Source organism: Pseudomonas sp. BP01 (genome assembly GCF_022760795.1).
Lineage (GTDB): Bacteria > Pseudomonadota > Gammaproteobacteria > Pseudomonadales > Pseudomonadaceae > Aquipseudomonas > Aquipseudomonas putida_Q.
Map to the genome: position 1 here is coordinate 148,379 of NZ_JAFBKA010000006.1, position 24,045 is coordinate 172,423.

At 58.7% G+C, this 24,045-nt stretch carries 23 protein-coding genes; 12 read left to right on the top strand and 11 right to left on the bottom strand.

The features are described 5' to 3' along the window. Positions 1–47: 47 nt before the first annotated feature. On the bottom strand, positions 48–1,043 hold the full coding sequence (gene iolG, locus JOY50_RS07835) for an inositol 2-dehydrogenase (RefSeq protein ID WP_004576112.1): 996 nt from the start codon (positions 1,041–1,043) through the stop codon (positions 48–50). Positions 1,044–1,089: 46 nt separating this feature from the next. Continuing rightward, positions 1,090–1,956, bottom strand: a complete 867-nt coding sequence (locus JOY50_RS07840) for a sugar phosphate isomerase/epimerase (RefSeq protein WP_243055031.1) — start codon at positions 1,954–1,956, stop codon at positions 1,090–1,092. A 318-nt stretch (positions 1,957–2,274) separates the two neighbouring features. Between JOY50_RS07840 and JOY50_RS07845 the strand changes: the two genes are divergently transcribed. The 3 genes from JOY50_RS07845 to JOY50_RS07855 all read left to right on the top strand — a co-directional run bounded on the left by JOY50_RS07845 (position 2,275) and on the right by JOY50_RS07855 (position 4,818). Then, positions 2,275–3,189, top strand: coding sequence for a LysR family transcriptional regulator (locus JOY50_RS07845; RefSeq protein ID WP_197898950.1), 915 nt, complete (start codon positions 2,275–2,277; stop codon positions 3,187–3,189). Between the two features lie 105 nt (positions 3,190–3,294). Then, on the top strand, positions 3,295–3,678 hold the full coding sequence (locus tag JOY50_RS07850) for a nuclear transport factor 2 family protein (protein ID WP_241800242.1): 384 nt from the start codon (positions 3,295–3,297) through the stop codon (positions 3,676–3,678). A 69-nt stretch (positions 3,679–3,747) separates the two neighbouring features. After that, complete coding sequence (locus tag JOY50_RS07855) at positions 3,748–4,818, top strand: maleylacetate reductase (RefSeq protein WP_016499232.1); 1,071 nt, start codon at positions 3,748–3,750, stop codon at positions 4,816–4,818. A 58-nt stretch (positions 4,819–4,876) separates the two neighbouring features. On the opposite strand, the gene JOY50_RS07860 is transcribed toward JOY50_RS07855, so the two are convergent. Beyond that, entirely contained in the window at positions 4,877–5,791 is a 915-nt protein-coding gene (locus tag JOY50_RS07860) for a LysR family transcriptional regulator (protein ID WP_243055032.1), read from the bottom strand. A gap of 157 nt (positions 5,792–5,948) precedes the next feature. On the opposite strand from JOY50_RS07860, the gene JOY50_RS07865 reads away from it, so the two are divergent. Continuing rightward, complete coding sequence (locus JOY50_RS07865) at positions 5,949–6,821, top strand: intradiol ring-cleavage dioxygenase (RefSeq protein WP_243055033.1); 873 nt, start codon at positions 5,949–5,951, stop codon at positions 6,819–6,821. A 61-nt stretch (positions 6,822–6,882) separates the two neighbouring features. Continuing rightward, the gene (locus JOY50_RS07870; protein WP_016499229.1) at positions 6,883–7,188 is read left to right on the top strand and encodes a Dabb family protein; all 306 of its coding nucleotides are present in this window, start codon (positions 6,883–6,885) and stop codon (positions 7,186–7,188) included. 143 nt (positions 7,189–7,331) lie between these two features. Here JOY50_RS07870 and JOY50_RS07875 read toward each other — a convergent pair whose 3' ends face one another. The 3 genes from JOY50_RS07875 to JOY50_RS07885 form a co-directional block, all read right to left on the bottom strand. After that, positions 7,332–8,690 carry a carbohydrate porin gene (locus tag JOY50_RS07875; RefSeq protein WP_405045973.1) on the bottom strand — a complete coding sequence of 453 codons (1,359 nt, stop codon included), beginning with the start codon at positions 8,688–8,690 and terminating at the stop codon, positions 7,332–7,334. 224 nt (positions 8,691–8,914) lie between these two features. Then, positions 8,915–10,378: a sugar porter family MFS transporter gene (locus JOY50_RS07880; protein WP_243055034.1), complete on the bottom strand. Its 1,464-nt coding sequence runs from the start codon at positions 10,376–10,378 to the stop codon at positions 8,915–8,917. A 284-nt stretch (positions 10,379–10,662) separates the two neighbouring features. Further along, complete coding sequence (locus JOY50_RS07885) at positions 10,663–12,213, bottom strand: PAS domain-containing protein (RefSeq protein WP_138736783.1); 1,551 nt, start codon at positions 12,211–12,213, stop codon at positions 10,663–10,665. A gap of 280 nt (positions 12,214–12,493) precedes the next feature. Here JOY50_RS07885 and JOY50_RS07890 point away from each other — a divergent pair, with 280 nt between their 5' ends. Together JOY50_RS07890 and JOY50_RS07895 are read left to right on the top strand one after the other, a co-directional pair. Next, on the top strand, positions 12,494–12,865 hold the full coding sequence (locus JOY50_RS07890; protein WP_192902513.1) for a response regulator: 372 nt from the start codon (positions 12,494–12,496) through the stop codon (positions 12,863–12,865). A 92-nt stretch (positions 12,866–12,957) separates the two neighbouring features. After that, a complete protein-coding gene (locus tag JOY50_RS07895) occupies positions 12,958–13,104 on the top strand; it encodes a hypothetical protein (RefSeq protein WP_238342288.1) in 147 nt (48 codons plus the stop codon). On the opposite strand, the gene JOY50_RS07900 is transcribed toward JOY50_RS07895, so the two are convergent. Continuing rightward, positions 13,088–14,035 carry an RHS repeat-associated core domain-containing protein gene (locus tag JOY50_RS07900; protein WP_132841018.1) on the bottom strand — a complete coding sequence of 316 codons (948 nt, stop codon included), beginning with the start codon at positions 14,033–14,035 and terminating at the stop codon, positions 13,088–13,090. The two genes, JOY50_RS07895 and JOY50_RS07900, sit on opposite strands and share 17 nt — an antisense overlap. Positions 14,036–14,126: 91 nt before the next feature. After that, positions 14,127–14,831: an NUDIX domain-containing protein gene (locus JOY50_RS07905; protein ID WP_132841020.1), complete on the bottom strand. Its 705-nt coding sequence runs from the start codon at positions 14,829–14,831 to the stop codon at positions 14,127–14,129. A 138-nt stretch (positions 14,832–14,969) separates the two neighbouring features. Between JOY50_RS07905 and JOY50_RS07910 the strand changes: the two genes are divergently transcribed. Both JOY50_RS07910 and pncB read left to right on the top strand, forming a co-directional pair. Continuing rightward, positions 14,970–15,620, top strand: a complete 651-nt coding sequence (locus tag JOY50_RS07910) for an isochorismatase family protein (protein WP_063423641.1) — start codon at positions 14,970–14,972, stop codon at positions 15,618–15,620. Beyond that, positions 15,617–16,816, top strand: coding sequence for a nicotinate phosphoribosyltransferase (gene pncB, locus JOY50_RS07915; RefSeq protein WP_132841025.1), 1,200 nt, complete (start codon positions 15,617–15,619; stop codon positions 16,814–16,816). Before JOY50_RS07910 ends, pncB begins: the two co-directional genes overlap by 4 nt. A gap of 112 nt (positions 16,817–16,928) precedes the next feature. Here the strand turns inward: pncB and JOY50_RS07920 are convergent, their stop codons facing one another. Next, entirely contained in the window at positions 16,929–17,816 is an 888-nt protein-coding gene (locus JOY50_RS07920) for a LysR family transcriptional regulator (RefSeq protein WP_138736785.1), read from the bottom strand. A gap of 111 nt (positions 17,817–17,927) precedes the next feature. Here JOY50_RS07920 and JOY50_RS07925 point away from each other — a divergent pair, with 111 nt between their 5' ends. Both JOY50_RS07925 and ppnN read left to right on the top strand, forming a co-directional pair. Further along, entirely contained in the window at positions 17,928–18,989 is a 1,062-nt protein-coding gene (locus JOY50_RS07925) for a YeiH family protein (RefSeq protein WP_019472294.1), read from the top strand. Between the two features lie 193 nt (positions 18,990–19,182). Next, complete coding sequence (gene ppnN / locus JOY50_RS07930) at positions 19,183–20,556, top strand: nucleotide 5'-monophosphate nucleosidase PpnN (RefSeq protein WP_132841031.1); 1,374 nt, start codon at positions 19,183–19,185, stop codon at positions 20,554–20,556. Between the two features lie 157 nt (positions 20,557–20,713). Here the strand turns inward: ppnN and JOY50_RS07935 are convergent, their stop codons facing one another. Further along, positions 20,714–21,859: a GGDEF domain-containing protein gene (locus tag JOY50_RS07935; RefSeq protein ID WP_132841033.1), complete on the bottom strand. Its 1,146-nt coding sequence runs from the start codon at positions 21,857–21,859 to the stop codon at positions 20,714–20,716. 163 nt (positions 21,860–22,022) lie between these two features. Continuing rightward, positions 22,023–22,952, bottom strand: a complete 930-nt coding sequence (locus tag JOY50_RS07940; RefSeq protein WP_028613143.1) for a LysR substrate-binding domain-containing protein — start codon at positions 22,950–22,952, stop codon at positions 22,023–22,025. Between the two features lie 101 nt (positions 22,953–23,053). Between JOY50_RS07940 and JOY50_RS07945 the strand changes: the two genes are divergently transcribed. Further along, positions 23,054–24,013, top strand: coding sequence for a DMT family transporter (locus tag JOY50_RS07945; protein WP_243055035.1), 960 nt, complete (start codon positions 23,054–23,056; stop codon positions 24,011–24,013). Positions 24,014–24,045: the final 32 nt, after the last annotated feature.

Below are 24,045 nucleotides of genomic sequence, written 5' to 3' on the forward strand. Positions count from 1 at the left end.
GTTCTCCTATCTCACGAAATCGGGCGCCCGAAGGCGCCCGTCGTCAATCAAAGCTTTACAGCGCGACCAGTGCTTACGGACTCGACACAAGCATCAGCCAGGCGCAGGGCCTGGAGGCCGTCAAACGGGGTAACCGGCAGCGGCTTCTCTTGCACCAGAGCTGCAACAAAAGCGTCCAGTTCGGATTTGTAGGCCTGCTGGTAGCGCTCCAGGAAGAAGTTCAGCAGCGGCTCACGGGAGTCAGTTGCTTCCTGAGTCCAGCGGCGCATGGTGGTCGGGCGCAGGTTGTCTTGGAGCAGCATGCCTTTGGAGCCGAAGACTTCGATACGCTGGTCGTAGCCGTAGACGGCCTGACGGCAGTTGTTGATGTGGCACTGCTTACCGCTGGCAGTCTTCATGTGCACCATCGCGGTGTCGTAGTCGTCGTACTTTTCCATCAGGGGGGAGTCGACCAAACGGCTACCCATGGCGGTGATTTCCACCGGCTCTTCACCCAACAGCCAGCGACCGATATCCAGGTCATGGATGGTCATGTCGCGGAAGATACCGCCGCTGTGTTGAATGTAATCTTCTGGAGCGAGGCCAGGGTCGCGGCTGGAGATGATGACCTGGCGCACCTCACCGATCTCGCCGGCAATGATCGCTTCACGCATCGCTGCGAAGGTGGTTTCGAAACGGCGGTTGAAGGCCAGCATGACGCGACCGTTCAGGCCTTCGATTTCTTCGACGGCTGCTTGGCTTTTCAGCAGATCCAGATCAATCGGCTTTTCGCACAGAACTGCTTTACCTTGGCGAACAGCACGCATCATCAGCTGAATGTGGGTATTGGTTGGGGTACCGATGACGATGGCGTCAACGTCATTGCGGTCGATTGCGGCTTCGCAATCGGTCATCGCGTCAGCACCCAGAGCGCCGGCCAGGGACTGAGCTGCGGAAGCATACGGATCGGCCACAGCGATCAGACGAGCATTTGGGTTTGCGGCCACGTTGGCTGCGTGAATTTTACCGATACGGCCTGCGCCCAGAACTGCAATTCCAACCATGATGAATTCCTCGTTGTTCTTAAAGTGATGATGGTTAAACGCGGGCTCAGAAGCGCGCGTGTACGAATTGGGCCATCGTCGAGTCGAAGGCACGCTTGGCCACTACATCCAAGGGCAGCTTGCGCAGCTCAGCCGAGATGAGCTCCACACCCCATGGGCCGCGATAGCCGGTGTCGAGTATTGCCTGAACGAAGTGCGGGAGATCCAGCTGCCCCTCACCGCAGCATTTACGGTGGTGGGTGGAGTCGTTGAACACGTCACCGACCAGGGCCAGGTCAGCGTCATCGATCTCGACGCCTTTGATCAGCTCAAGAGGAATCTTGCTGATTTCATCGAAGCCCATACCACCACGAGCGATGTGCCAGCTATCGACCATCAGGCCACCGTTAGGGCGAACACCTTCGGATACAGCCAGCGCCTTATCGATGGTGTTAACGCTGGAGAACGGCAGGAACTCGATGGCTACGTTGACCTTGTACTCCGCAGCTTTGTCACAGAGGATCGCGAACGATTCACGCATCAGCGGGACGTCAACGTCGCCCTCTTCAAACAGGCCTGCAGCACATTTCAGGCGAGTGGCGCCGACATCTGCAGCAATATCGAGCAGCTCTTTGCACATACGATCCGATACCGAACGACGCTCGCAAGCCAGGTGCCAGTCGATCAGAAACTCGACCTCCAGGTGCTTCATGCCGTTGTCTTGGAAAATCTGGCGAACGGTTGGCAGCCCAAGTTTTTCAATGGAGTGAACGATGTCGGAGTACACCAACCCCATGCCTCGCCAGCCGGCTTTGGAAGCTGCTTCGGCGCGTTCCTGCAAGGTGTAAGGACTGATTTCGCTCTGCGCACCTGGGTAGGTGTCACCTGCGATAGTCCAGTAGGAGGCGATCAGATCAACTTGATTACTAGGCATGTCGAATCACTCAAATTACGAGGGAAAAGCGAACGGTGTTCGCGAAGCACGAAGCTCCATCCACGTGAATACCGCCCACGGGAAGCTGGGTAAGGCTTTCAGGAAGATGAGAGTTGTTGAGGTCGAGCAACAAGAAGGACGAGCGGAAGCCTCGGAATGGCTGACCGCGAAAGTATGGAGTGCACGAAGCTTGGGCTTGGCGTCTCATGGTTTTTACCACTTCTTGTTTTTGTGACGTTGAGGTGAGTCTAATTTCTCCCATGGGTGGAAAAAACCCGTAAGATCGGGATACAGCTTCCCACATAGCGGGAGAATCGCGTGGATCCGTTCAAAGAGGTCGAGTTTTTTCTCCAAGTGGCCGAGGCCGGCAGCATCAGCAAGGCAGCCGAGCGACTTGGGCTGTCTGTCTCTGCAGCAAGCCGTCACCTAATCGCTTTGGAAACGAGGTTGGGTGTTCGCCTTGTGCAGCGCACAACAAGGCAACTGTCACTCACCGAGGTGGGAGAGGAGTTCTACAGGCGCACCAGGTCTGTGATGGCAGACCTGAAAGAAGCCGAGAGCGTGGCCAGGGACGCGGTAGTGCAGCCACGTGGTGTGCTCCGGGTTACTGCCTCCCTTTCATTCTGCCTGCTCCACATCGAACCGCTGCTTCCTGAGTTCACTCGGCGCTACCCCGAGATCAGTGTCGACGTGATCGCTGCCAACCGATACCTGGACGTGATGGAAAACAACGTAGACGTCGCCATCCGCACCAGGCAGTTCGAAGCAGATAACAACCTCACGATCAGGCGCCTGGCAGAAACCCGTAGGATCCTCGCCGCCTCCCCCGCTTACCTCGAGAAGAACGGCATCCCCAAGCATCCGATGGATCTTATCCGCCACAAGATGCTGGTCTACGACTATGCGATCAATCCGACCGAGCTGCCATTCAAGCGGCGTGATGAAACCGCGACAGTGAATGTGAGATCTTTCATTTCTGCCAATGACGGCCAGTTTGTATTGAAGGCAGCACTCGATGATCTCGGGATTTTGATCCAGCCGAAATACATCGTGCAGGATCACCTGGAGCGTGGAGAACTCGTCTCGGTGTTGGACGACTGGGATCTTCCACGCCTCACCATGAACATCGCCTTTCAGACACGCCGACACATGCCTGCAAAAGTGCGGCTGTTCATTGAAGCCTTGGCGGAACGGTTCCGGAAAAACGACTACGAGCGCCTTTGGACTAAGTAAGCAGTTTTTCACAGGTGAAATAAAGATTTCCCGAAAATCGGTTTTTAACCGATAAAGGTAAATATACGCTGACCCGACCAAGTACAAGGTTCAGGTCAGTCCAGCATGATCCACATCACCGAAGAGATCAGATCTCACATTCATGATCTGGAAGGTCGTCGATATCGCGCCATGCTTGAGGGCGATATCGACACCTTTATCGCCCTCTCCCACCCGGGCCTCACCTATACCCACTCCACAGGTGTCATCGACTCGCTATCGAGTTATGTGGCCAAGTGCAGGGACGGCTACTACCAGTACCTCAACCTCGACGTCCCCATCGACAACATTCAGGTCCTCGGCAACGTTGCAATTGTGCACGGTCGAATGGCCGGTGAGATCGTAGCCGGCGGCACTCACAAAACGCTGAATAACCGCACCCTTTCCATATGGTCGTCATTGGGTGGCGAGTGGAAGTTTCTGGCCTACCAGCCGACCCCCATCAAATAGCGCACCGTAATTCATCTGCAGCGCTCCGCCTGCTGCCATTTGCAGTCAACAACAATAGGACTAGAACCCGTGGCTATCGCGAATTTCACCTACACCGGTCTTCCTTCCCGCGTCATCTTCGGAAAAGGCTCTCTTCAGCAACTCGAAGCTGAAATTGATCACCTGGGATCGCGCCGTGCGTTGGTACTCTCGACTCCAGAACAGCGCAGCCAGGCAGAACGCATCGCTGACATGTTGGGCTCTCGCGCTGCCGGCATCTTCGACAAAGCCGTTATGCACGTCCCAATCGAAACGGCGCGTGAGGCTCGTGAGGTTGCTCAAGCACTGGGGGCTGACTGCGCTGTGGCCATCGGCGGCGGCTCGACCACCGGCCTGGGTAAAGCGATTGCCCTGGAATCCGGCCTACCAATTCTTGCAATCCCGACCACCTACGCCGGCTCCGAAATGACCTCGGTTTATGGCCTGACTGAAAACGGCATCAAACGGACGGGCAAAGACGTGCGCGTTCTGCCGAAGACCGTCATCTATGACCCTGAGCTGTCGGCGACCCTTCCGGTCGAATTGTCTGTAACCAGCGGCATGAACGCCATCGCACATGCCGCGGAAGGGCTGTACGCCCAAGACGGTAACCCCGTGATGTCGCTGATCGCAGAAGAAGGCATCCGAGCAATGGCTGAAGGCCTCAAGCTGATCATCGAGAACCCGGAAGATCTGGATGCCCGCTCTGACTGCCTGTACGGCGCCTGGCTGTGCAGCACCGTCTTGGGCAACGTCGGTATGGCGCTTCACCACAAGCTCTGCCACACCCTGGGCGGCAGCTTCAACCTGCCTCACGCTCCAACGCACACCATCGTGCTGCCGCACGCTATTTCATACAACTCCGAAGCAGCACCTGAAGCGGCTGCCCGCATCGTTCGAGCCCTGGGCGGTAAATCTGCCTCGGCTGGACAGGCTCTGTACGACCTGTCCAAATCCTTGGGTGCGCCACTGGCGCTCAAGTCTCTGGGTGTTAGCGAAGCTGATATGGATCGCGCCACAGAAATTGCGTTAGCCAACCCATATTGGAACCCTCGCCCAATCGAGCGGGATGCGATTCGCGAGCTGCTTCAGAATGCTTATGAAGGTAACCGCCCGATTTAAGTTGCGGACTTTCCTTAACCCACTCAATCCTCGTGCGGGGGGCTGAGTGGGTCTTTTTTTAGCGAGTCCAATAGCGCTCGTAGCCTTCCTTCTTGAAATGCTCCAGCAAGAAGTCGATGAACAACCGGGTTTTGGCAGGCATGTATCGACGATCTTGGAAAGCAAGGTTGATCGTCAGTCGCGGCAGGTCCCAATCATCGAGAACAGGTAGCAACCTGCCAGCAACCAAATCGTCGTAGATAATGTATTTGGGCTGCACCAAAATTCCTGCACCGGCTAGCGCAGCCGCCCTGACTATCTGACCGTCATTCGATTCCATCGAAGGCTGAATCTTGACCGAAGCTCTCTCTTCTCCCCTGGTGAACTCCATCGAGTTGGGATGGTTGGCGTGGCTATAAATAAGCAGGTCGTGATGCTCGAGGTCGGCCACTGTTTGTGGACAGCCACGCTGGGCCAGGTAGGACGGTGATGCTGCAAGTACTCTTCGCGTCTGCGCCAAGCGCCGAATCGTGATGTTGGAGTCCGCTTCAAACTCCCTGGTACGGATCGCGAGATCAATCTCGGTATCCATGATGTCGTAGTAACGGTTGGCACCGATGATCTTCACCTTGATACCCGGGTACAGACGCTTGAATGCCGGCACCAGAGGCGCCAGGTGCAGCATGGAGAAGGAAATCGTCGCAGTGATGGTAAGGGTACCGGTGGGCTCAACCAACGCCGCATTCACCGACGCTTCAGCCTCAGCCCATTCGGCGAGCAGCGCCTTACACCGCCCGTAAAAATCATGACCCGCGTTGGTCAACGCCAAGCGCCGGGTATTCCGGTCGACGAGACGGACACGAAGCCGACTCTCGAGCGCAGCCAGGTGACGGCTCGCTGCAGCATTGGAAATGTCCAACTTCTCAGCAGCCTTACTCAGCGTTCCCAGCTCCGCTGTCTGGACGAAGAGCTCAATCTCGGTGTAGCGATCCACGGGATGCCTCTCAGTTTTTCACGGGTGAAACAAAGAATTTCATTGTCAGTATTTTATTCCACTGGGAAGCACTTTAGCGTAGTTACACCAATTCGAAAATGCTGGGGAAGCCCCCCGACATCGCCGATTACAAGAAAGAAGGAACCAGGGGCAACCAATGAGAAATCTGGACGAACACACTATTACCCAGGCCGTTTTGACTCGAAACGCCAACGCTGATGACGCGCGCCTGCGCGAGATCATGACCAGCCTGGTTCAGCACCTTCACGCTTTCGCTCGTGAGACCAAACTCACCGAGCCAGAGTGGGAGAAAGGCATCGAATTCCTGACTGCAGTGGGCCAGATCTGTTCTCCGACACGCCAGGAATTCATCCTTCTCTCGGATACGCTGGGCCTGTCCACCCTCGTGACGGCACAGAACCACAAGAAGCCAGACGGCTGCACTGAAGCCACCGTGTTCGGCCCATTCCACGTGCAGAATGCCCCGCAGTACGACCTCGGCGCCGACATCAGCGATGGTTTGCCGGGCGTGCCGTGGTATGTACACGGCTCTATTAAAGACATCGATGGCAACCCAGTGCCTCACGCTGTCATCGAGGTATGGCAGGCTGACGACGCCGGCTTCTACGACGTCCAGAAACCCGAACTAGGCCAAGAGACTTATCAGGGCCGCGCGGTGCTGCAGGCAGACAGCGAAGGCCTCTACCACTTCAAGACCATCGTCCCTGAGTGCTATCCGATTCCCCACGATGGCCCGGTAGGCAAAATGCTGCAGGCGCTAGACCGCCACCCGTGGAGACCTGCGCACCTGCACTTCATGATCATCTCGCCGAACCATGAGCGCCTGGTAACCCACGTCTTCCGTGAGCATGGTGAGTACCTGGATTCCGACGCCGTATTCGGTGTCCGCTCCTCGCTCATCGCCGACTGGGTAGAGCATCAGCCAGGGGTTGATCCATACGGTGAGAAAGTCGACACCCCGTACTTCACGCTCGACTTTGACTTTGTTCTGAATCCTGTCACCCGATAACAAAATTCCACTACAGCCCGAGCAAAATTGCTTGGGCTTTGCCCTTCCCTGGAGCACCAACATGCAACCTGTCAAACACATTGTCATGTGGAATTTACGCGGTGACAGCGAACAAGAACGCACCGAAAACATTCATAAAGTGAAGCAAGAGTTTGAAGCAATCCGGCACGAGATTCCTGGCCTCAAGCTTCTCGAAATCGGTGTCGACTTCAGCAAGATCGACTACGCATGCCATGTCGTCCTGTACTCAGAATTTGTGTCGGCTCAGGCGCTCCAGGACTACGCGACCCACCCCGCGCACATTCGCGTGAAAGAAGCACTGGGGAACCTGCGTACACATCGCTACCAGGTTGATTACGTAGGCTAAACCCACGACAAAGGAGCCCGTTCACTGAACGGGCTTTTTATCGCCTGTTGATTCTCTGCATGCAGCATCATGAGACACTACCCACGATTGGCGCCCAACAAAAAGCCCGACATAAATGTCGGGCTTGTTGCTCTAGGATCGGCTTAGAACTTAACAGCCATCTTCAGGCCGGCAACCACCGCACTGTCGACCTCATCCACGCCACCCGGGTGACGAATGTACTGAAGGTTCGGCCTCAGGGTGAGCCAGGGCGTTATTGCAAACCCGTAGTAGATCTCCGCATCGTATTCGGTATCACGGATAGGCATGAACGCCGGGTTGTCGTAGTCACTGATGTCAGCGAGCTGGTTGGTGAGGCTCGCCTGCTTGGCGACTGCTGGATTGACGTGGATGCGTGCGACCCCAAAGCCGAAGTCATCCTTCGGTCGTGAGTCTAACGGGCCTTTATACGACACACCTGCCTGAACGAAATTGTCGACCAGGTTGGTTTCCTTATCGTGCATCGTGGCATTGAAGAAGACAGACAGACCTCGATCAGTGGAGCCACCGCGAGACGTCAGCTGTTGCTGGATGACTATCCAAGCGCCGTGCTTGCTGCCGTGACTCTGGAATGCGCCACCTGAGACCGGCTGTGGCTGGCCGTCGGCGCCGTCGAAGACATCGTCAGCCTTCGCATTGCTGTAGTAATACCCAGCTCGATATTCGCCTGGCAAGCCATTTACCTTCGGTGTCCAGACCAGCTCTACAGGGAACAAGGCCCCCTCAGCACCACTGCCGCTGAGCTTGAAGCCATTGCCGGTCTCAAGGTAAGAGGAGTTGACCTCAAAGGCCCCCACCTGCGCATATACCTCTGGTGTGATCTTGTACTTCACCCGCGCTGCCCATTGGCTTACAGGCCAGTTGTACCAAACGGAGCCCGCCCAGTTCGCCACCTGGGCACCGCAGAAGGCGTTGTTCTGGAAATCGCAGGGGAAGGCGTTGAAGTCCTCACCTTCACCGAAGCGCCCGAATTTCACATCCAGATCACCCTCCAGAAACTCCTGGCTCAGCCACATCTGGGTCAGGCGCCAGGTCTGTCCACGACCATACACCTCCTGAGTCGAGCTGAGCATGCCTGCGCGTGGATCACCAATCCGGTCCCCCGCCAGGTTGCGACCGCTGCGCTCGGTAACCATCAGCTGGAACTTTGCTCCGTGCCATCCGGCAAGCTTGTTCATGTCAAGGGTCGTCCCCAGGGCGAGCTGGTCGGTATAGCGCGCGGTCTTGTCCTTGTTGTACCCACCGTGCAAATTTGCAGCGGCCTCCCCCACATACTCGACTGTGATATCAGCACCCTTGTCGTGCAGCTCAGACCTCAAACCGCCCCAGTCACCAGACAAGTAGTTTGAGGCATCAAATTTTTCATCAGCCCTTACATGATCCGACATTAAACCAATTAACCCCAATACAGTAACACCCAGCAGAAGACGCGGATTAACGGGACGAAGATAAACGACTGGCATATACTCTCCTACGGTACTTTTATTATTGTTACTTAAGGCGGGCTTATCGGCAGAAAGCCCCAATGCCTGAACGACACGCAAACGAGCTCGCCCCCACGCGCCAAGCAGTGAAAGCAAGCAATGAACGAGAGGGATTAAGCGGACGAATTTAACGGGGATGGCATTAATACCCAGTGGCACTACGCTTCGGTAGCGCCACTGCGATTTCAACTACTTACACAGTTTCACCAGGAAATACTCGCATTAGGTTTAACGTCCGCCTCTTGAAGAGCATCGCCCTTGCCACCAAAGCGACGCTCCATGAGCCGCTCGATCTCTTCTAGCGAAAGCCCCTTGGTTTCAGGGATGCAGCGCAGGCAGAAGATGATGGAAAAGACATTCACCACTGCGAACAGGAAGAAGGTCATTCCGCCGAAATAGCTGAGAGCAATCGGGAAAGCAAAGGCCACGATAGCGTTGAAGATCCAGAACAAGCCAACCGCGATCCCGTTCATGACGCCACGGGCGTGGGTGGGGAAGATTTCCGACATCAGCACCCAGTAGACGGGGCCGATGCACATCTGCATGAAGAAGAGGAACACCAGAATGCCGGACAGGGCCAGATAGCTCTGCGTGAGCGAGCTCGGCATGAAATTGATGACGATACCAAGGAAGATTTGGGTCAGGACTACAACTGCAAGACCCAAGAGCAGCATCGGACGCCGACCCATACGGCTAATAGCCCACATCCCAATCATGCAGGCTATTACCGAAATGACCCCATTGCCAATCGTAGCGACCAGCGCCGCACTGGTACCCATACCAGTGGATTTTAGAATGCTCGGTGTGTAGTACATGAAGGCGTTGACGCCAGTAGCCTGGATAACGAAGCCAAGACCGATACCCACCAACAGCAGCTTCATCAGCCAGGGCTCACTGAGCTTGCTGACAAGGCTGGTATGAGTCCGCTCGAAACTGCACTGCTCGACGATTTCCCGCACCTCTTCATCGGTTTCTTTTTCCGTATCCCGAAGACCGAGCAACACCGTGCGAGCCTCGTCAACGCGGCCTTTGGCAACCAACCAGCGTGGCGAGGTCGGAACGAAATTTGTACCCATGTACAGCAATGCTGCGGGAATCAAGGCAATGGCCAGCATGTATCGCCAGATGGCAGGGTTCTCAAACAGGTGGGCCAGTAGTGCGCTGGACACGTATGCCAAACACTGCCCAGAGACGATCATCAACTCGCTCTGGCAGACCAGTCTCCCCCGATGCTTAGGGCCGGCGAGCTCGGCGATGAACACAGGAACGATGGAGGAAGCCCCGCCGACAGCAATGCCCAAGGCGAAGCGAATCATGATCATGGCCCAGATACTCGGGGCCAGCGCGCTACCGATAGCGCCGAAGGCAAAGAGGAGAGCCAGGAGCTTTAGAACGAGAAGGCGCCCGTAGCGATCCGCCAGTTGACCGGCAGCAAACGCCCCAATCGCACCACCAAAGATCAGAGAGGATGCAACCGCACCCTCAGTCAAAGGGGTCAAGCCGAGCCCCCCCTGACCAGGGTCGAGTGTCATGAATGGAAGAGCGCCAGAGATCACGCCGGTGTCGTAACCGAAGGCAAGAGAACCCATGGTTGCGATGGCCGCTACGCGCCAGAGGATCTTGGATTTTTGGCTAGGCAAGGCATGGTCGCCACGATGCATGATCATCTACCTTTCTTAGAGTTATTAATGTATTTGGTAGTGGGAGGCTATCCCCCCTATAGCCAAAAAAAAACTGACTCAGAGGGAAATGTGTTTTTCAGTAGTGAAATTCTGTTCACCTAAAGCGCCCGCATTGTTTCGTTAACAACGCAGACGCAATGAGGAGCTGGCTTCGAAGCGGTAGCAGGCGTCGCAAACATGGCTAGTCACCGCCAAGTCCAGGTGCTCGTACCTTTGACCGTTAGTGCCGATACGGAGCGCGGTGCGGGCCAGGGCGGATTCAAGCGAACCTACAGCTTGAACTTCACACAAATCGTACTGTTTCGGGCGAGCCGATCCAGCGTAATTGCATTGGCCCCATACCCTGAATAGCTTTTCACCAGCCGCATGCCCAGGCCTGTTCCGCTTGGTTCGGGATAAGACTCAGGAAAGCCCTCCCCCTCGTCCCTTACCGTAATCAAAGCATGGTCGCCTGCATCCTGGACGCTCACGCCAATGGTGCCCTTGCCGTACTTGAGGGCGTTGGTGATCAGCTCGGAAATGACCAGGCCCAACGGTGCCATCCGCTGTGGAGGGAGAATGAAAGCATCGGCGTCCAGAACGATCTTTCGTTCAGCCAGCGCCGACCCCAGGTCACTCAACAAGGCGCCAAGATACTCTGATGCCAGGACACCCTGGGTTTCTGCGGTCTGATAGAGGCGTTCATGCACACTGGCTATCGTCAGCACACGGCTGGCTGCCGTCTGCAGCTGGATCTTGACCGCCTCATCCGCCGACAGATTGGCTTGAAGCTGCAGCAGGGTGTTCACCAGATGCAGGCTGTTCTTCACCCGATGGTGAATCTCTTCGAGATAGAGATCGCTGTCGCTCAGCTTGGTGTTCTGCACGGCAATCAGCGACAGCAACTGAGCCTCATGCTGGTGCCGCTCTGTGATGTCACGCGACACCGCGATCAGCCTGTCGACCTTGCCCTCGGTGCTCAGAATGGGCGCAATGGTGACGTCCCACCATCTCGGCTCATCGGTGGCCGTAGGGCAGTAGGCCTCAAACCTTGCCGACTCGCCGGCCACGGAACGCGCCATGGCATCACGCACTACCGCCTTGGAGTCATCAGGCCACAGCTGGGTCCAAGGTTTGCCCCGCACCTCTGCCAGCTCGCCGATGTGCATGAGGCACATGCCGGCCTCATTCATGAATTCGATGTCGCCGTGGGTGGTGAGGATCTTTACGCAGTCCGGGCTGGCATTGAGCATGCTCTCGGAATAGCGATCCGGTAACTGGTCATCCGCCCCATTTGCCAGGCGCTCCACGGCCATGGAGATGACGTTGGAGATACCCTCAAGGAAGACCAGGTCGCTTTCGATGAAGTCGTCACCGTCGGTGCTATCCGCCTCCAGCACACCAAAGGGCCTGAGCGCACCCCGGATAGGCACGTTGATGGCGCGTTCGATTCCGTATTTTTTCAACAGGTCCGGCGTGCGGAAGCGTTGCTCCTGGCCCAGATGGTTGGAGAGCACCGGGCGGTAGGTGGAGATGGCATAACCCGCCGGACTGGCCACATCCCCACCGACCTTGGCGTGGCCAATATCCGAGGGATCCCAACCGACGCCGTGGGTCAGCAAAAAATCATCGCTCCCCGGCAAGGGCATCAACACCTTGGCAAAACGCGTGTTCATGCCGTTGGCCACCACGCTACAAGCCTGCGTGAGCAAAGTATCGAGGTTCGTCGACCTGAGCGACGACACGCCATACTCCACCACCAACTGATGCTGCTTGTGTAAACGGGCCTGTGACTTCTGTAGTGCAAGCCTGATCATTTCATCGGGAGGCAGTTGATGCATGGGTTCTCATCCACAGCTGGCCAATATGGAAGATTATTTTCGAGCGTGCCCTTTGACACCGTGGACCCTGCGCACGTGCCGGATCGGGATCGAAAAAGATTCGTGGCTTCATTTACCAACGATCCTGGATCGATGGCAATGACAAAAACCATCTAAGCCCGACGCTAATGGGCAAGTATAGATCGCTGCACTTGCCAACACCCCAAGCGCCACCCGTCAGCCGCGTGAAACCACTGGTCATGGCCGCTGGCCGTATGGCTACATGATCGGGGTTTTTATTATGGCTCGCAGTGTATTGGTAGTAGAGGATGACGAGTTGATCCGAATGCTCGCCTGCGAGGCGCTGGAATCGCTCGACCTCGACGTGCACAGCTGTAGTTGTGTCGATGAGGCGATAACGGTGCTGGCAACCATGGCCCACCTGGACCTCGTCTTGACCGATATCCAGATGCCTGGCCAACTCAATGGCGTGGATCTTGCGCACGTGATCATTGATCGTTGGCCTGCCACCGCCGTGATCGTGATGTCGGCCGGCCAACTTGATCCCGGCGTTCGCCTGCCTGCGTGTTCAACGTTCCTGTCCAAACCCTGGACGGTTGACCAGTTACTGAACGCTGTTGAGCGACAGCTATCGCCTAGGGCAAGTGTTTGAGGACGGGGCCTTGTTCGAACACGCTCGGCATCCCACACAGCGGAAAAGGCGCTGGAATGACTTCCCGGCGTTCATTGCCATGATCGAGCGCAGTGTATATCGCGCTGGAGCCGGTGTACGCAATCATCGGCGCGTGGTGGTTGTTTGGTGACCAGCCGAGCTTGCGCATGGCGGCGGGGGCTGCGTTGATCGTGCTGGCGACCATTCTGGCGGCGGGGATGATCAACTTGCTGTCCTGATGCCAAACCCGTGTGCTGTCGCATCTTCATAAGAGGGCGGTGGAACGTATTCAGGCGGTGGGCCATTGAACGAAGGATCAGTGCTAGAGGAGCTAGGGCGCCTTATAGCAAAGAGAGGGGTATTGTTATATCTACCATGCCATGTGTATTCGTATCCCTTGACCCCTCTGGGAAGCTGCCCTCTGTTCACTGCGAAGACATGCCCTTCTTTGTGCACAGATACGGTCGGAACAAAGTTTGCAACAAAATCAACATCCGGCCGTTGGAGGCGAATTATCCCTTCAACCTTGGACAGTTTTGTGAATACCTGATTATTTCCTTCGGGTAAGGCCAGCAAAGCGTTAACATCAGACGGTTCTTGAGCTAAATGTCGGATAAAAGGCTTGAGCGTCATAGGCGCATTATGTTCCCGCAGCAGAGCAGTAGCACCGGTCTTCTTCATTGCACCCAAGGTTTTAGCCATTCCAGAAAGGCTGACTCTCAATTGACCTGAAGGGTCTGAGTAATTGATGGGATCACCTGTGCAATAGGCGTATGCATTCAGCTCTCCTCTGTCAAACGGGCTCAATACGTCAGGCCCTGTCAAACGCCTGAGTGATGGGCTGAACAGTCGATGCCCGTTACCCAACGGATAGCACCCCGTCTGTGTATCACGCCATTCGCCAGTGAAACCAACCATTGCCAGTTTTTTCTGGACAGGCGAAAAACCATAGGGTGAATAAGCCTCGCAATCGTGAAGGTTAATAGCGTGGGCTGCCACTACGGTATTGGCTGCGTCGCTTTGCAACAGCCTGGCCGATGTTTGTAACTGGGCTAGCGCCCTGCCATCAGCACGCATTAACCGCGTGTTTTCCAAACCGAGCAAACAAACCAGCCTGGTGTTGGCGTAGAACAGGCGCACACTGGGGACCTTGTTAGCTATCGTGCTCATTCCATCGTCACCTTTGGCAGAGGTGTTTGACAGTACACGGTAGATGACAGGGTCGATACTGGTAGATCTGCCAGGTCAGCCTGGCCTTCAGTTATCCGCCTTCAGGTAACAAACTGCGGTCAAACATGAATGCCCGCTCCCCGTGCGGCGTGTACTGGTACAACTGCTGCGGCCGGCCCAGTTTTGGCTGGTGCTTCTCGCCGGTATCCCTTACCCAACCCAGCTCGCGTAAACGCTCCAGGCGTTTGCGCACAGAGGTACCGTTCACCGCCTGCCCCAGGCATACCTGCACCGCCCCGAGCGCATCCTGCACAGTAAACTTCTGCGCCAATAGGTAAAGCGGCAGGCTGCTGTACACCGTCTTTGCCGCCAGCCGTTCTCGGGCCCGCTCCACCAGCAAGTTGTGGTCAAAGGGCAACAGCACCTTGCGCCCCAGCACACTGTCCAGATCGAAAAACGCCAGTTGCTCGCCTTCGACGGCCTGCGCGGGGTCGAGCAACGCCAGGTAATAGGTGCTCAACGACCACCCTCGTGGATCGCGGAATGCATTGCCCTCGGTACCCACCTGCTCCATGTAACACGGTTGCACCCGGGCCTTCTCGTGCAGGGCCCGGCTGGCGGCATCTTCCAGACTGGTGTCGGGGGTACGCCCATTTACGATGACCCCGGGCAAGGCCCATTGCCCGGCATGGGGCTCGCGCTCACGACGGTGCAACAACACTTGCAGATGCTGGGCATCAGGGGCCAGGCGCAGGGCGACAATGTCGACACTGGCCAGGACTTCGACTGTACTCACCGTGCAGCTCCTTCTTCAGTAGCACAATAATCCACCAGAGCATCTAAGTAAGGCAACCGCCAACCCGATATCGTTTGCCACTTGACATATTTAATACACCAGGTGAATTATATAACCATTCCAGCAAGGAGAATCGCCATGAAGATCGCCAGTTTCGATGTCGACGCGCAAAACGGCTTCACTGCCAACGCTCCGCTGGAGCTGCCCGTGCCCGAAGGCGACGAAATTGCGGCTGACCTGAACGCCATGGCCTTGCGCGCCGACCTGCGTCTGGGCAGCAAGGACGCGCACCCGGCCAACGCCGCCTGGGTGGTCGCCGACCCTGCGCACATGCTGCAACCCCTGCAACTGGCCAACGCCGACCTGACCTGGGTCAGCCACTGCGTCCCCGGTACACCGGGCTTCGCGCTGCTGCCCGGCCTGCCCGCCCCCATCGACTACGACTACTTCGTGTGGAAAGGCGTCGAACCTGACCTGCACCCCTACGGCGCCTGCTACCACGACCTTGCCGAGCGCCGCTCTACCGGGGTGATCGAATACCTCAAGGTGCAGCAGGTGGGCGCGGTGATCGTCGGCGGCCTGGCCCTGGACTATTGCGTCAAGACCACCGCCCGCCAATTGCGCCAGGCCGGCTTCCAGGTGCTGCTGTACCTGCCGGCCTGCCGCGCGCTTACCCAGGCCGGCGCCATCGAGGCGTGTGGTGCGTTGGCCGCCGAGGGCGTGATCCTCTGCGGTGACGAGGACGCGCTTGACCACCAGCTTGCCCTGATCAAGGAAGACCGCCCATGAGCGACAGTGTTTTTGGCCCACGCATCATCCAGAACCTGCTGGACACCGACTTCTACAAGATCACCATGATGCAGGCGGTGCTGCACAACTACCCCAACGCCGAGGTGGAATGGGAGTTTCGCTGTCGCAATGGCGAAGACCTTTCCCCCTACCTGGCCGAGATCCGCTATCAGATAGAGCAACTGGCCGAGGTTACCGTCACCCACGACCAACTGGCCTATCTGGAAAAAGTCCCCTTCCTCAAGCCGGACTTCATTCGCTTCCTCAGCCTGTTTCGCTTCAACCTGCGCTATGTCCAGGTTGGCCTGGATGGCGCCGGGCAACTGGCAATCCGCGTGCGTGGGCCGTGGTTGCACGTGATCCTCTATGAGATCCCACTGCTGGCGATCATCAGCGAAGTACGCAACCGCTACCGCTATCGCGAAGTGGTGATCGAGCAAGTGGGCGAACGCCTGTACCAGAAGCTGGACTGGCTCAAAGCCGAGGCCAGCGCCGATGAGCTGGCCGGCTTCCAGCTGGCGGACTTCGGAACCCGGCGGCGCTTCTCCTACCGCGTGCAGGAAGAGGTGGTGCACATCCTCAAGCACGATTTTCCCGGGCGCTTCGTCGGCACCAGCAATGTGCACCTGGCCCGCGAATTCGAGCTCAAGCCACTCGGCACCATGGCCCACGAATGGTTCATGGCCCACCAGCAGCTCGGCCCACGCCTGGTCGACAGCCAGGCCGCTGCGCTGGAATGCTGGGTAAGAGAGTACCGCGGGCTGTTGGGTATTGCGTTAACCGACTGCATCACCATGGATGCCTTCATTGGCGATTTCGATCTGTACTTCGCCAAGCTATTCGATGGCTTGCGGCACGACTCGGGCGATCCACTAGCGTGGGCAGAAAAAGCCATTGCCCACTATGAGCGGCTAGGGATCGACCCGAGGAGCAAGACCCTGATCTTTTCCGACGGGCTGGATTTTGCCAAGGCGCTGGGGCTGTACCGGGCGTTGCATGAACGGATCAATGTGAGCTTTGGCATTGGTACCAAGCTCACGTGTGATATCCCGGGGGTTGAACCGATGAACATGGTGATCAAGATGACCGGCTGTAACGGGGCGCCAGTGGCGAAGATTTCCGACAGCCCGGGCAAGACGCAGTGCCGGGACGAGAATTTTGTTGCTTATCTGAAGCATGTCTTTCATTTGAATTGAGGGCGCCTGCACCGGCCTCTTCGCGGCACAAGCCGCTCCTGCATGTACAAAGCCATTGAATGCTGCGCACTCCCTGTAGGAGCGGCCTTGTGCCGCGAAAAGGCCGGCACAGTCAACCGACCTCTTGCATACCCACACACAACTCAAGAAACCGCGCCGCCGCTCGCGATGGCGTCGCGGCATGCGGCATCAGAATGGAAAACCGCCTGACCAAAGGCTGCGGCGCAACCTGCAACCTGTGCAGCGCCCCATCCTCATGGCGGATGGACATCGCCGACACAAAGCCAACACCCATCCCCGCACGCACCGCCTCCTTCACCCCTTCCACCCCGGCAATTTCCAGCGCTACGCGCATCGCCACACCATCACGGGCAAACGCCCGTTCGACAATCTGCCGCACCCCCGAGCCGCTCTCGCGCAGCACCAACGGGTAAGCACCCAGCGACGCCAAGGCCTGCTGGTCACTCCCCGCCAGCGGATGACCACTGGGCACGATGGCAACGATTTCGTCCTCACGCCAGGCCGTCACTTGCGTGCCCAAGGGCAGCTCCTGCCCAGGCGGCCCCTCGATCAGGGCGATGTCGACAGTGCCCAGCGCAGCGACGATCTCTGCCGTGTTGCCGTGCGATGTAGTCACCAGCACGTCCGGGTGGCGGGCATGGAAGTCAGCAATCAGGTAAGGCAGCAGGTAGCTGGCAGGTGTGGTACTGGCACCGATCCGCAAGGTACCGCGCTCCAGGCCACGCATGGCCTCGCGCAGTGCCTGGGCCTGGCGGAAGGTTTCGCGCAGGCGCTCGGCATGGGCCAGCAATTGCTCGCCGGCTGCCGTCAACCGCACACCCCGGCCGGCGCGCTGATACAGCGGCTCGCCAAAAGCCTCCTGCAGCAGCTTGAGCTGGCCCGACACCGCCGGCTGCGACAGGTGCAGCGCCTGCGCCGCATGGCTGATGTTGCCGTACTCGGCGACAGTGGCAAACGTTATCAGTTGTTCTGGGGTCATGTTTTAAAAATATCAGCTAAACGGATATTTGCCATTCCAAATTACGATTTTTTATAAGCTTATAACCAGATTAACGTAGGCCTTGTCGAAACACCTTTCCGGAGGACTCACATGGCCACGGTTCCGTCCCACCCCGCTTATTCGCCTACCCTCTCTACCCGAGGGCGGCTCAACGGCATCCTGTTCGTCGCGCTTTTTGCGCTTGCGGTCACTCAGCTGGCGGCCTTGCCTGCCATCGCCAACCTGGGCATCAGCCCGTTGATTGTCGGCATCGTCGCCGGCGCGCTGTACGGCAATGCCTTGCGCGATGGTGTACCGGCCAGCTGGGCTGCCGGCATCAACTTTTCGGCCCGCGGCCTGCTGCGCATTGCCGTGGCCTTCTTTGGCCTGCGGGTCAGCCTGCAGGAGATCGCCGAAGTCGGCTGGTCGGGGCTGCTCGTGTCGTTGCTGGTGGTGTCCAGCACCCTGCTGATCGGCCTGTGGTGTGGCATGAAGCTGTTCAAGCTGGACCGCGATACCGCTCTGCTGACCGCCGCTGGCAGCGCCATCTGTGGCGCCGCCGCCGTGCTGGCCTTCGAATCGGCACTGCGCAGTGCCCCGCACAAGAGCGCCATGGCCGTCGGCAGCGTGGTGCTGTTCGGCACCTTGTCGATGTTCCTCTACCCGCTGGCCATCAATGCCGGCTGGCTGCACCTGGACACCCTGGGCGCCGGGCTTTTCCTGGGTGGCACCATCCACGAAGTCGCCCAGGTGGTGGGCGCAGCCAGTAACGTCAGCCCTGAAGCCACTCATATCGCCACCATCGTCAAGATGACCCGGGTGATGCTGCTGGTGCCGGTACTGCTGGTGGTAGGCCTGTGGATCAGCCGCTCGCGCAAGGCCGGCCAGGCGCAGGGCAATGGGCGCATTGCGATGCCGTGGTTTGCCTTCGGCTTCCTCGCGCTGGTCCTGGTGAATTCCCTGCAGGTATTGCCAGGTAGCGTGACGCAAGCGGTCAACAGCCTCGACACTTTTGCCTTGACCATGGCCATGACTGCGTTGGGGATGGAGACGCGCCTCAGCCAGATCCGCCAGGCCGGGCCAAAGGCGCTGGCTACCGGTGCGATTCTGAATCTGTGGCTGGTAGGTGGTGGATTGGCGATTACCCTTGGCGTGCAGAAGCTGTTGGGATAAATCGGGACCGGGTTGGCTTCTTCGCGGGCTTGCCCGCTCCCACAGGGATCTGCACTGTACCTGTGAGAGCGGGCAAGCCCGCGCAGACGCCAACCCGGTCTCAAGGTTTTTCACCAGCCCCCTCGTTGCCGTCCACATTTCTCGGTATGGTGTTGTCAAAGAAGGATGTTTTACCCGCACAGGAAAGACTTAGATGCCTCAACGCAATGTCATCAATGCATCCGTCAGCCCCAAAGGCAGCCTGGAAACGCTGTCACAACGTGAAGTGCAGCAACTGAGTGAAGTCGGTACCGGTAGCCTCTACACCCTGTTCCGCCAGTGCGCCCTGGCCATCCTCAACACCGGCGCCCATGTCGACAATGCCAAGACTATCCTCGAGGCCTATAAGGACTTCGAGGTTAAAATCCACCAACAGGACCGCGGCGTGCGCCTGGAGCTGCAGAATGCCCCGGCCGACGCCTTCGTCGATGGCGAAATGATCGCCAGCACCCGTGAAATGCTGTTCAGCGCCCTGCGCGACATCGTCTACACCGAGAGCGAGCTGGCCAGCCAGCGTATCGACCTGGAAAGCTCCCAGGGCATCACCGATTACGTATTCCACCTGCTGCGCAATGCGCGCACCCTGCGCCCGGGCGTGGAGCCGAAGATGGTGGTGTGCTGGGGCGGCCACTCGATCAGCACCGAGGAATACCAGTACACCAAGAAGGTCGGCCACGAACTGGGCCTGCGCAAGCTGGACGTGTGCACTGGCTGCGGCCCTGGCGTGATGAAGGGGCCGATGAAAGGCGCCACCATCGCCCACGCCAAGCAGCGCATGCATGGCAGCCGCTACCTGGGCCTGACCGAGCCGGGCATCATCGCCGCCGAGGCGCCCAACCCGATCGTCAACGAGCTGGTGATCCTGCCGGACATCGAAAAGCGCCTGGAAGCCTTCGTGCGTGTCGGTCACGGCATCATCATCTTCCCGGGCGGTGCCGGCACGGCCGAGGAGTTCCTCTACCTGCTGGGCATCCTCATGCACCCGGACAACCACGACGTGCCGTTCCCGGTGGTGCTCACCGGCCCGCGCAGCGCCGAGCCATACCTGCAACAATTGCATGCCTTCGTCGGCGCCACCCTGGGCGAGGCGGCGCACCGCTTGTACGAAATCATCATTGATGACCCGGCCGAAGTTGCCCGGCACATGGTCGAAGGGCTCAAGGAGGTCAAGCAGTTCCGCCGCGAGCGCAACGACGCCTTCCACTTCAACTGGCTGCTGAAGATCGAAGAGAGCTTCCAGCGCCCGTTCGACCCGACCCACCAGGCCATGGCCGACCTGGACCTGCGCCGCGAGCTACCACCCCATGAACTGGCTGCCAACCTGCGCCGGGCGTTTTCCGGCATCGTTGCCGGTAACGTCAAGGACAAAGGTATCCGCCTGATCGAGGAACACGGCCCGTATCAGATCCACGGCGACAGCGCTGTACTGGACCCACTGGGCCGGCTGCTGCAGGCCTTCGTCGACCAGCACCGCATGAAGCTGCCGGGCGGCGCAGCGTATGTGCCGTGCTACCAGGTGGCGACCTGACACCGGCTGTCCAAACAGTAACCTCAGGCTATTAGGGCCGCTTCGCGGCCCATCGCCGGCAAGCCAGCTCCCACAGGGCCCGCGCAATCCTGAAGGTCTGCGCAGTAATTGTGGGAGCTGGCTTGCCGGCGATGGGCTGCGCAGCAGCCCCATTAGTCTATTGGTTGAGGTCAGCCATTGGCCGCTCAACAAACCGAATGCTATCGCGCCCACTGCGCTTGGACTGGTACAAAGCCACATCCCCCTGCTCGATCAACGCCGCCAGGCTCGCCGGCGGCTGCTCGAACAGGTTCACGCCGATACTCAAGGTAACCGCGTGCGGCGTAGGCACGGTCTTGCTGGCATACTGCTGAAATTGCTCACGCAACAACCCACCCAGCTCCATGACCCGCTCGCTACTCGCCCCGCTCAACAAGATCACGAACTCATCGCCGCCCAAACGTGCGGCCAGCGCGCGCTCGGGCAGCACCGTGCGAATCATCTCGCTCAAGGCAATCAGCAACCGGTCCCCGGCAATGTGCCCGTGCAGGTCGTTCACCAGCTTGAAGTTGTCGATGTCGATCAGCAACAACGCCCCGGGCTGGGCCGTGCTGACATCCTTGAAGAAATGCCCCGCCCGCACCTCCAGCGCGCGCCGGTTGTACAGCGCGGTCAACGGGTCGCGGGCTGCCAGCCGGGCAATCCGTTCCTCGCGCCGATAGCGCACAGTGCCAGTCATCGACAAGGCAATCAGCATGATCGCCATCGCCCCCTCGACCAGGGAAACCTGAATGATCAGCCCGCCAAAGGTGGTCAGGTCAATCAACGTACCCGGCGTGATCGCAATGACCGCCTTGGCCACATAGAACAACCCGTGTATCAGCAATACATAGCGCAGCTGTACCGCGCCGACACTTAGCGACTTGCCATGCGGCCGCAGCAGGAAGCTGGCCTTGAGCGTCAGCGAGGCCACCAGCAACGAGTTCACCATCAGCATCACCTTCGACCACTGCGGCCCTACGGGCAGCAGCAGCAAGGCGAACCAGACCACCACAATGATCAGCCAGGCCCGCGACAAGCGGTCCTGGGTAAAACGCAGTACGCCTATCAGGAAAAACCAGTGCGCCACCACCAGCAAACCGTTGGCAAACCAGATGCCGATGAACAACAACCCGACCCCGCGCAACAAGGCCAGGACACAACCGACGGTAATAGTGGCAAAACCGGCACTCCAGAACAGCAGTGAGGTTTCGCGGACACTGCGCCACTCAATCGCCAGGTACAGGGCAGCCGCCGCTGCCAGGGCGACCGAGATGGTCAGCATCGTGGGTGGATCTAGCGCCATATACGCATTGGCCTATCTGGTTAACGAGGAAAAGGCCCGATTGTATGCGCTCGTGATGACTTTTCAGAGGGGCCTTGCACGGTTGACTGCAAATGATAGCCCAGCCCCTGTCGATGGGCGCCTTGGCAATATCATTTTGCCATCAAGGCGCCGTATTCACTACCGAAATCGCGGTGGTCTCGCCCGCCTCAAGCCCGGAAAGAAAACTCACCAGTTGCCGCCCATGCGAGCTCAGTTGCTCCCAGTCACGGAAGCACAGGCGAAGCTCCAGGGTGGCCCAGCTTTCGGCCAGGGCCACCCTGCGCACCGGAAGCTCCTGTTCGGCGCGTAGGGCCGCTGTTTCGGGCAGCATTGCCACCCCTGCACGCTGTGCGACCAACTGGGCAATCGCCTCGAAACTCGGTGCACGCACCCGTACCTTAAGGGGCATGGCCAGCTTCATCGCCATTTCCTCGACAAAGCGCTGCATCGGCCGCTCACCCGGGAGGCAGATGAACGCAAAACCCAACGCGTCGACCAGGCGTAGCTGCTCGCGCCCGGCCAGCGGATGACCGGCAGGCACCAGCATCACCAGGCGCTCGGTGCGAAACGGCAGCGATACCACGCCCTCACTGTTCAGGATGCCGTCATACACACCGATCTCGCACTCGTTGGCCACCACTACCCGCAGCACATCCACGCTCTTGTGCTCGACCAGTTGCAGGTCGACTTCCGGGTAGTCCGCCAGGAACGGCCCCAGCACGGCGGGCAGCAATGTGCTGTTGGTCACGGTGGATGCCGCCAGGCGCAAGGTGATGCGATGCTCACCAGACAGCTCTTTCAAGGTGCCCTGCAGCTTTTGCGCCTCAGCGAGAACGGTTCGCGCGCCCTCGAGCACCAACCGCCCGGATGGCGTTAGCTGCATGCCACCGGCATTGCGGATGAACAGCGCCAGCCCGCAGCGCTCTTCCAGCAGGCGCAGGCGATTACTGGCGGCCGATACGGCCACCGGAAAAGTGGCAGCCGCCTTGCTCAGGCTGCCTGTGGCGGCGATGGCCAGCAGCAGGCGCAGGTCTGTCAGGTCGAAAGGCATGGCTTCTCCAAAAGCGAACACCCTGTTCGATTAAAAGCGATTCTAGCTTAGCCTCCTTCTGTTCAGAATAAGCCCCGTCATTCTTCTGCCTCGGGTACTCCATGAACGCATTACGCAGCCTGATCCAACGCCAGATGCAGAGCGGCGCCTTGTACGCCGTGCTGGCCGCCCTGGGCTTCAGCTTCAAGGCGATTTTCGTCAAGCTCGCGTACGCTGCCGGGCCTGTGGACGCCATCAGCCTGCTGGCGATGCGCATGGGGCTGGCGCTGCCGTTGTTCGCCTGGCTGGTATGGGCCAGCCGTAGCCAAGCCAGCGCCCCTTTCAAACTGGGCGACGGTTTGCGTGTGGCCTTGCTCGGGCTGCTGGGTTATTACCTGGCCAGCCTGTTCGACTTCTATGGTTTGCAGTACATCAGCGCCGGGCTCGAGCGGCTGATCCTGTTTACCTACCCGACGCTGGTGCTGGTGTTCCAGGCCATCGCCCTGCGTGAACGGCCAAGCCTGCGCACCTTGTCGGCCATGGGCCTGTGCTACCTGGGGCTGGGCATCGCCTTTGTCCACGACGTCAGTGTCGCCGGGGTTGGCCAACGGGTGGTGCTGGGCTCGCTTTGGGTGTTCGCCAGTGCGGTGACCTACGCGCTGTATTACTCCGGCACCGGGATGATGCTCAAGCGGATGGGCTCGATGCGCCTGGCCGGGCTGTGCGGCACGGCGTCCTCGCTGATGGTGCTGGCGCATTACCTGCTGGTGGCACCGGTCGGGCAGTTGTGGCAATTACCGGGCGCGGTATGGGCCAATGCCGGGTTGATGGCGGTGTTTTCCACGGTATTGCCGATCTACTGGGTGGCGCTGGCAATCCAGCGGCTGGGCCCTACCCATACGGCGGCGGTGGGCAACCTGGGGCCGGTGCTGACGGTGTTGGCGTCATGGGCACTCTTGAGTGAAGAGATTTCGCTGTACCAGGTCGTCGGGCTGGCGGTGGTGCTGTTTGCCGTGTCGCGGCTCAAGCCGCGTGGCAAGAAGGACATCGGAGCGGCGCCAGGTAAAGGCGCCACGGCCTGACGCGGCCTCTGTGGGAGCGGCCGTTCGCGACA

Coding starts and splice junctions, on each gene's coding strand:
- iolG (WP_004576112.1), bottom strand. CDS start 1,043: ATGGTTGGAATTGCAGTTCTGGGCGCAGGCCGTATCGGTAAAATTCAC.
- pncB (WP_132841025.1), top strand. CDS start 15,617: ATGAGCGACAGTGTTTTTGGCCCACGCATCATCCAGAACCTGCTGGAC.
- JOY50_RS07840 (WP_243055031.1), bottom strand. CDS start 1,956: ATGCCTAGTAATCAAGTTGATCTGATCGCCTCCTACTGGACTATCGCA.
- JOY50_RS07900 (WP_132841018.1), bottom strand. CDS start 14,035: ATGAGCACGATAGCTAACAAGGTCCCCAGTGTGCGCCTGTTCTACGCC.
- JOY50_RS07920 (WP_138736785.1), bottom strand. CDS start 17,816: ATGACCCCAGAACAACTGATAACGTTTGCCACTGTCGCCGAGTACGGC.
- JOY50_RS07850 (WP_241800242.1), top strand. CDS start 3,295: ATGATCCACATCACCGAAGAGATCAGATCTCACATTCATGATCTGGAA.
- JOY50_RS07885 (WP_138736783.1), bottom strand. CDS start 12,213: ATGCATCAACTGCCTCCCGATGAAATGATCAGGCTTGCACTACAGAAG.
- ppnN (WP_132841031.1), top strand. CDS start 19,183: ATGCCTCAACGCAATGTCATCAATGCATCCGTCAGCCCCAAAGGCAGC.
- JOY50_RS07865 (WP_243055033.1), top strand. CDS start 5,949: ATGAGAAATCTGGACGAACACACTATTACCCAGGCCGTTTTGACTCGA.
- JOY50_RS07875 (WP_405045973.1), bottom strand. CDS start 8,690: ATGCCAGTCGTTTATCTTCGTCCCGTTAATCCGCGTCTTCTGCTGGGT.
- JOY50_RS07935 (WP_132841033.1), bottom strand. CDS start 21,859: ATGCTGACCATCTCGGTCGCCCTGGCAGCGGCGGCTGCCCTGTACCTG.
- JOY50_RS07925 (WP_019472294.1), top strand. CDS start 17,928: ATGGCCACGGTTCCGTCCCACCCCGCTTATTCGCCTACCCTCTCTACC.
- JOY50_RS07870 (WP_016499229.1), top strand. CDS start 6,883: ATGCAACCTGTCAAACACATTGTCATGTGGAATTTACGCGGTGACAGC.
- JOY50_RS07890 (WP_192902513.1), top strand. CDS start 12,494: ATGGCTCGCAGTGTATTGGTAGTAGAGGATGACGAGTTGATCCGAATG.
- JOY50_RS07940 (WP_028613143.1), bottom strand. CDS start 22,952: ATGCCTTTCGACCTGACAGACCTGCGCCTGCTGCTGGCCATCGCCGCC.
- JOY50_RS07910 (WP_063423641.1), top strand. CDS start 14,970: ATGAAGATCGCCAGTTTCGATGTCGACGCGCAAAACGGCTTCACTGCC.
- JOY50_RS07880 (WP_243055034.1), bottom strand. CDS start 10,378: ATGATCATGCATCGTGGCGACCATGCCTTGCCTAGCCAAAAATCCAAG.
- JOY50_RS07945 (WP_243055035.1), top strand. CDS start 23,054: ATGAACGCATTACGCAGCCTGATCCAACGCCAGATGCAGAGCGGCGCC.